This is a genomic window from uncultured Campylobacter sp., from assembly GCF_938045465.1.
Classification (GTDB): Bacteria; Campylobacterota; Campylobacteria; order Campylobacterales; family Campylobacteraceae; genus Campylobacter_B.
The window spans coordinates 1-7,070 of record NZ_CALIBF010000127.1 but is presented as its reverse complement, the minus strand read 5'-3'; the positions used below and the strand labels follow the sequence as shown (position 1 = coordinate 7,070).

6 protein-coding genes and 1 pseudogene are annotated in these 7,070 nt (G+C 52.3%); 4 read left to right on the top strand and 3 right to left on the bottom strand.

Going from position 1 to position 7,070, the window contains the following annotated elements:
• Positions 1 to 288: 288 nt before the first annotated feature.
• Genes Q0413_RS06225 through dnaG form a run of 3 tightly spaced genes read right to left on the bottom strand, consistent with a single transcriptional unit; the run spans position 289 to position 3,628 of the window.
• A complete protein-coding gene (locus tag Q0413_RS06225; RefSeq protein ID WP_297897552.1) occupies positions 289 to 453 on the bottom strand; it encodes a hypothetical protein in 165 nt (54 codons plus the stop codon).
• A 37-nt stretch (positions 454 to 490) separates the two neighbouring features.
• A complete protein-coding gene (locus Q0413_RS06220; RefSeq protein WP_298988118.1) occupies positions 491 to 1,474 on the bottom strand; it encodes an argininosuccinate synthase domain-containing protein in 984 nt (327 codons plus the stop codon).
• A gap of 9 nt (positions 1,475 to 1,483) precedes the next feature.
• Entirely contained in the window at positions 1,484 to 3,628 is a 2,145-nt protein-coding gene (gene dnaG, locus Q0413_RS06215; protein WP_298988117.1) for a DNA primase, read from the bottom strand.
• A gap of 60 nt (positions 3,629 to 3,688) precedes the next feature.
• Between dnaG and Q0413_RS06210 the strand changes: the two genes are divergently transcribed.
• From Q0413_RS06210 to aroC, 4 genes and pseudogenes are all read left to right on the top strand, one after another.
• A complete protein-coding gene (locus Q0413_RS06210; protein WP_298988116.1) occupies positions 3,689 to 4,714 on the top strand; it encodes a tetratricopeptide repeat protein in 1,026 nt (341 codons plus the stop codon).
• Complete coding sequence (gene rnhA / locus Q0413_RS06205) at positions 4,692 to 5,114, top strand: ribonuclease HI (RefSeq protein WP_177387132.1); 423 nt, start codon at positions 4,692 to 4,694, stop codon at positions 5,112 to 5,114. Before Q0413_RS06210 ends, rnhA begins: the two co-directional genes overlap by 23 nt.
• A 398-nt stretch (positions 5,115 to 5,512) precedes the next feature.
• Positions 5,513 to 6,175, top strand: a pseudogene (gene rnc / locus Q0413_RS06200) (ribonuclease III); the annotation flags it as partial.
• Positions 6,176 to 6,426: 251 nt separating this feature from the next.
• The coding region (aroC, locus tag Q0413_RS06195; protein WP_298988115.1) for a chorismate synthase at positions 6,427 to 7,070 on the top strand (644 nt) is incomplete at its 3' end.

Here is a 7,070-nt window from a genome sequence, read left to right as displayed (position 1 = left end):
GGAAATGATTTCACTCCATTAGAAAGCAGCCAAATAGCACGTGTTATTCCGTCAGAAAATGAACAAGCGTATTTTATTTCTTTCACATATTCCTTTTAAAAAACGGAATACATCTTGCTTTTATTGGTACATAATACTCATCAGAATAACAACAAACTCTAGCCAATGGCACAGGATTACCAAGACCCCGTTAAAGCCCTCTTCTGCCCAACTATATTTGTAATCGTCTCGCCAACCATCTTCCGTTTTATTGCTTATTTCTTTATCTACATCAATTTTACTATTACGTCATAATTCTAAGAATTTTATGCTATCAACAAACGCAATATCTCCAGTGTTATTTGTAAATGGGTGGCACATATATACAGATTTTTGGTTTTTAATTTTTAATTCAAAAACAACACGTTTTTCTTCAACTATAATATTTATACCGGGAAAACGTTCAAGCTTCATATTGCACTCCAATCCCTATATTTATTGACATGGCTTATCATACAAAATACTCGCGGGCGGCATCCTTGCTCTCAAATGGGCTTGTGCTCAGCTCGCTGCCGTCTATGAGCAGAGCGTAGCGGCGCGCGGCGTCCGTTTTGGCATAGGTTAGCGCCAGCCTCGCCGCAAGCTCTCTATCCGCCTCGCTCGCGCCCCTACTTAGCAGGCTTAGCGCGCCCACGACGTCGTCTTTAAATTTTATCTCGCTAAATTTTGGATTTTGCACTGCGGCAAGCTTTTTGTTGTCGCTCTCGTCGCGTCCGATTATGAGCTTGGCGCCGCCCGGCAAGCGCAGATGGCGTCCAAATTTTAAAATTTCAGCGTCCGCGGGCGTTTCGATCTTTTCAAATTTTACCGCATCCTTGATCCGCTCGCTAAAGCTCTGCACGGTCAGTAGACAGCCTCCCGCTGGCGTTTCGTAATCCTCAAAGCCGAATTCTGCCGCCAGCTGCATCTGCTTAGTGCGCCCGCGCCCGCTGATGTCAAGTAGCGCGCCCCTGTCTACCCAGCCCTTGATCTCGGGCGTCGTGGGCGGCAGCAGCTTAGCGCACAACGGACGCAGGATCAGCCCCTCCTCATCGCCGCTAAGCCCACCGACCTGAGCTAGAGCCTGCGCGCGCTGGCTCATCGGGCGCTGTCCGAGCACCTCGCCCGTGATGATGAAGCTCGCCCCTTCGCTTTGTAGCATCGCAAGCGCGGTCTTAAACATATATCCGTGGCAGTCGATGCAGGGGTTGAAGTGCTTGCCGTAGCCGTATTTTGGCTCGAAAAGCACCTGCCGCAGATATTCGCTTCTGATATCGACACTTTTAAAATCCGCCCCCGCGGCTGCGGCCCTGCGGCGCATGATCTCGCTCTTATCGTCCTTGCCGCTAAATCCGATATCCATATTCAGCGCGAGTACCTCGATGCCTTGCGAGACGATGAGTTTGACCGCGAGCATGGAATCAAGCCCGCCGCTAAAGAGCGCCAATGCCTTCATTTCGTTCCTTTACTTGAGTTGATTGATCTTTTTTTGATACTCCAAGATCCGCTCGATCTTGTCGGGCGCGTCGGAGTTTTTGAGCTTTTGCATCAGATCTTGCAGGGCGTTGCGGCGTAAAATTTTGCACGCGTCATTAAAAAGCGCCGCGCCGCCGATCGGCAAAATTTCATCATCCAGCGCGAGCGCGCGCAGATTTTCGCGGGCTTTAGTTTCGGCGTTTTGAATATTTTGGACGCTTTGAGCGCTTTGAACATTTTGAGCTGCGGCTTCCCTCTCGCCTTGCTTTGCGCCGATGCTTGAGCTCCGTCTCTCGCCGTTATTTGCATCCTCTTGCTTCTCTCCGCTGCTTGCGCCCTGCTGCGCGGAGCCTTTTAAATTTACGGCGCCTGCGAAGCCCTGATCGCTAAAATTTTGCTCGCTAGAGCTTTCGCCGCCTTTTAAATTCATGCCCTCGCCCCTGTTAAAATTTTCTCCCGCGCCGTCTGCAGTAAAATTTTCGGAGGCGCTACCATTCGCATTACCGCCCTCGCCCATGATGAAATTTTTAAAATTCCCACCGCTGCGAGCGAAAGCCAAAAACGCCTCGAAAATATCGCCGTGCATGCGAAAATCGCGCCGCTCCAAGCAGCCGAGCCCGAGCTGTACCATCTCGCCATCGAGCAGCATCGATTTTATGATCTGAAGCTCGGCGATCTCCTTGCGGCGCAGTAGCGAGCGCCCGAGCTTCGCCGAAGCTGCAGGCGGCGCGGAGCTTTCGTAACGCGCCGTGCTTTGCGAACGATTAAAATTTCCGCCGTTTAGGCTCGCGCTAGCGCCGCCCCTGCCGTCTGCGCCGCACCCTTCGTAAGAGCCGAAGCTCCCGCCCTCGTTAAAATTTCGCCCCTCAAAGCCCGCGCCGAAATTTTTACCGCCGCTAGAGAGATTGAACGAGCCCGGCGAGACGTTTAAAATTTGCGCCACTAGGCCCTGATAGGACTCGGCGAGCACGGGGCCGAGCGCTGCGGTAAATTCTTTGATCTCATTTAGCGCAGCCTCTTTTTGCACGGGGCGGGCGAGGTCGTATTTTTTAGCGATTCTTCGGATCAGAAACTCCCCGCTCTCCATCCCGCTAGCATAAATTTGCTCTAGCTCGCGCACCTTGCCCGCCGCAATCATATCCGCAGGATCGGCACCGCCGCCGATTATAGCGACGCTTGAGTCGATCTTATTCAGGCACAAAAGCCGCGCCGATTTTATCGCCGCATTGATGCCTGCGGCGTCGCCGTCGAAGCTAAGCACGACGTTAAGCTCCGCGCGCTTTATAAGCGGCAGATGAGCGGGCGTCAGCGCCGTGCCGAGCACCGCTACGGCGTTATCGATGCCCGCTTGATGCAGCATGATGACGTCCATGTAACCCTCGGTGATGATGAGGGTTTTTTTGGCGATCGCGCTTTTTTTCGCAAGGTCGAATGCGTAGAAAATTTTAGATTTATCAAACAGCGCGCACTGCGGCGAATTGACGTATTTGGCTGGGTTATCGCTTATCGTGCGACCGCCGAAGCCCACAAGCTTGCTTGCGTGGTTGTAGATCGGAAATGTAATACGCTCGATGAAGCTTGAATAGAGCCCGCGCTCGTTTTGCTTCACCGCGCCCGCATTTAGCGCATCTTGCGGCGGAATTTCTTCGTTTTGCAAAACTCTAATCGTCTGCGCGCTAGCTCCTGCATAGCCAAGGCCGAATTTACGAATGCTTTGATCGCTCAGTCCGCGATCGTGCAGGTATTTCACGGCGGCGGGATTTTGATAAAGGCAACTTTGGTAGTAGGCGTTTAAAATCTCAAGCACCTTCTTCTCTTCGCTGCGCTCCTGGACTTTGGCGCCGGTGTATTGCAGCGCGAAATTATACATCCCCGCAAGCTTTTCGACCGCTTCTGGAAAGCTTATCTTTTCGTAATCTTGGATAAATTTAATCGCATTGCCGCCCGCTTTGCACGAAAAGCAGTGAAAAATTCCAAGTTTGGAGCTCACGCTCATGCTCGGGTGCGAATCGTCGTGGAAGGGGCAGACGCCTACGAAATTCGCGCCGCTACGCTTAAGCGGGACATATTTTTCTACGACGTCTACGATATCTACGGTGGCCAGCAGATTTTCTATGCTTTCGTTTTTAATCATAAGCGAAATTATACCCGCACTTTGCTATAATTGCCCTTTATTTTTGCGACGAGGTTTGATTTGGATAATTTTTTCTTAGACGATCGCGACCCGATTTTCGGGCTCATCATGCTGATAAGCATAATCTTGCTAGTGTCGATTCTAAGCTACATTTGGGGAGTTTTTTCTAAAAAAAACGAGAGGCAGAGCCTAGAGAATTTCATCAAAAAATTTGACACCCTAGACGCGCTTAGCACCGAGCACAGACAGCTTTTGGCAAGCCCGCAAATAGACATCCCGACGCTTGGAATTTTAGCTAGCTCTTTCGTCAAAAGCGGCGACTTCGAGCGCGCGATAGAAATTTATCTAATCGCGCTAAGTAAGGCTAGCGGCGGCGTGCAGAGGGAGTTTATCCTCACCAATCTCGGTATCGTATATTTCAAAGCGGGCTTTTTAGGGCGCGCCGAAGAGGTGTTTTTGCAGGCGCTGAAGCTGCGCCCGAGAAACAAAGAGGCTCTTACGCATCTTACGGTGATTTATGAGCGGCTGAAGCGCTTTAATGAGGCGCTTGAGGTGCTTGACGCGCTGCGCGAACAGGACGCCGAAGTATATGCTCAAAGCCAGTTCGAGCGCGCCCAGATCATCGCAAACGACGCCAATACGCCGTTTAATAAAAAGATCGCTAAAATTTCAAAGTTAAACTTCAAAGGCGCGGGGCGGTTCTGCATGGAGCTTTTTATCAAAAACAAAGAGCCTATGGAGGGTTTCGATCGCTTCCCGCCGATCGAGCAGGCGATCGATCTGATCTATGATTTCCCTGCGGCGGTAAACACGCAGGATGCGGAGTACAACGCGCTTTTTTACGCGCTCGGAAGAAGCGATCAAAAGCCGCAGAGCGCGAGTAAAATTTTTGAGATCAACGCGCTTATGGCTATGAAAGACGCGGGCTTTGATGACGCCGGGCTTAGCTTTAGCTACACCTGCGCGAAGTGCAAAAGCTCGGTGGGGCTTTTCTCACACCGCTGCCCGGTCTGCTACGAGCTAGGCAGCATGGAGATCAGAGCGCAAATTTCGGAGAAAACCGGTGAAATCGGTCAAACTTTTTAGCGACGGCAGCTGCCTCGGAAACCCTGGAGCAGGCGGCTGGGCTTACATCTTGCAATACGGCGACGCGATAAAAAAGGCAAGCGGCGCGGAAGCGATGACGACTAATAATCAAATGGAGCTAACGGCCGCTATAATGGGGCTTAGCGCGCTTAAGCAGCCCTGCCGCGTCGAGCTTTTTACCGATAGCGAGTATGTCGTTAAGGCGATAAATTCCTGGCTCGCAAAGTGGGTCGTTACCGATTTCAAGGGCAAGAAAAACGCAGATCTGTGGCGCAGATACCTTGCGGCGGCGGCGCCTCACGAGATCAGGGCCTCGTGGGTCAAAGGGCATGCGGGTCATCCGCAAAACGAGGAGTGCGACGCTATGGCTCGCGCGGCTGCAGAAGCGATAAAAGGCTGAAATTCTACGACAAAGCTCGCGGTTGCGCGGATTAAGCATGGATTTGCCCGCGTTTGCTTTGCACGCAGAGCCGCTTCGGCGTAAATTTATCGCCCGAAGCTGGTTTAGTGCGTTTGCTCACACGATCGGCCTCTTGTATTTGTGACAGGTGCGTTTTTGGCGAAGATTAAATTTGCGGCGAGCGAGCTTCGGCGCGATTTGCGTTAGGATTAGTGGGCACGTTTAAATTTTATTTGCCTCAGATCGGCAACGGTGCGTTTTATTCGGCGCATTAGTGCAAATTTGGCGCGGGATATGCCTACACTTATTCGTTTCGTTTGTGCAGGTTTTGTTCGCACCGGATGCCGTTTGCGTGCGAGCCGCCGCTGATTTCGTAAAATTTTATAAAAAGGGCAAAGATGCAAAATTTAGAAAAACTACAAGAAAAACTGGGCTATAAATTTAAAAACCAGGCCCACCTCAAGATCGCTCTTACGCACAAAAGCGCCAAAAACGGACACAACAACGAGAGGCTGGAATTTTTAGGCGATGCGGTGATGGATCTGATCGTGGGCGAGTATCTTTTCAAAAAATTTAGCAGCGACGAGGGCGATCTGAGCAAGCTGCGCGCCGCGCTCGTGAACGAAAGCAGCTTTTCTAAATTTGCAAAATTTTTGGGCATCGGCGAAAACCTGAATATGTCGCTGTCCGAGGAGCGCAACGGCGGACGCGAGAAACCATCGCTGCTTTCGGACGCCTTTGAGGCGATAATGGGCGCCGTCTATCTTGAGAGCGGGCTGCAAAACACCGCCCGCATCGCGACCGCAATCTTAGAAATCCTCTATCCGCGCATCAGCTTTAACGAGCTCGTGCGAGACTACAAAACCGCGCTGCAAGAGCTCACGCAGGCAAAATTCGGCGTCACGCCCGAATACGTCCTTTTAGGCTCGAGCGGCCCCGATCACAAAAAAAGCTTCGAAATGGCGGCGCTCGTAGGCGGCAAGCGGCTATCATCCGCCGTGGGAGCGAGCAAAAAGGAGGCCGAGCAAAAATGCGCGCAAATCGCGCTCGAGCTTTTACAAAACGGCGCCTCGCACGGCACTAGCGCAACAAGTGGCGAGCAAGCAGCATGCGCTAGCGACGCACAAAGCGGCGCAAACTGCGTTCAGGACGGTAGAAAAGGCTCACGAGGCGGCAGCGGACGGGCGCGGGACGGCAAAAAAAGCGACCGCGCCGGCGTACCTAGCGGCACGCCGAGCGCTAAAAGAAGCAATGAGCGAAGCGGGCGTGATACGGATAGACAAGGCGACGGCGATCAAGGAGGCGCCGCGCTATGAACACCTTCGGCGAGAGATTGCGCCTTAGCACCTTCGGCGAGAGCCACGGCGCGGCGATTGGCGGCGTTTTGGACGGTTTCCCAGCTGGTGTGGCGATCGAGCCTTCAAATATCCAAAGCGAGCTTGACCGCCGCAAACCGGGCGGCAGATACGCTACGCCGCGCAAAGAAGCCGATGAGATCGAAATTTTAAGCGGAATTTTTGACGGTCGCAGCACCGGCGCGCCGATCGGATTTATTATCCGCAACGCAAATCAGCACTCAAAGGACTACGAAGATCTCAAAGATATTTTCCGCCCCGCACACGCCGATTTTTCATATTTTGCCAAATACGGACTGCGCGATTACCGAGGCGGCGGGCGGGCAAGCGCGCGCGAAACCGCCGTGCGCGTGGCTGCGGGAGCGTTTGCACAAATCCTGTTAAATCACTTTAAAATTTCCGTAGAAAGCGGAATTTATGGCGTGGGCGAAATTTACGCGGAAAATTTAGATTTCGACTTTGCGCAAAACAGTGAAATTTTCGCGCTTGATCCCGCTGTGGAGGGCGCGCAGAAGGAGCTTATTTTAAGCGTCAAAAATGCTGGCGATAGTATCGGCGGCTGCGTGCTAACGCGCGTTACGGGCGTGCCTGCGGGGCTCGG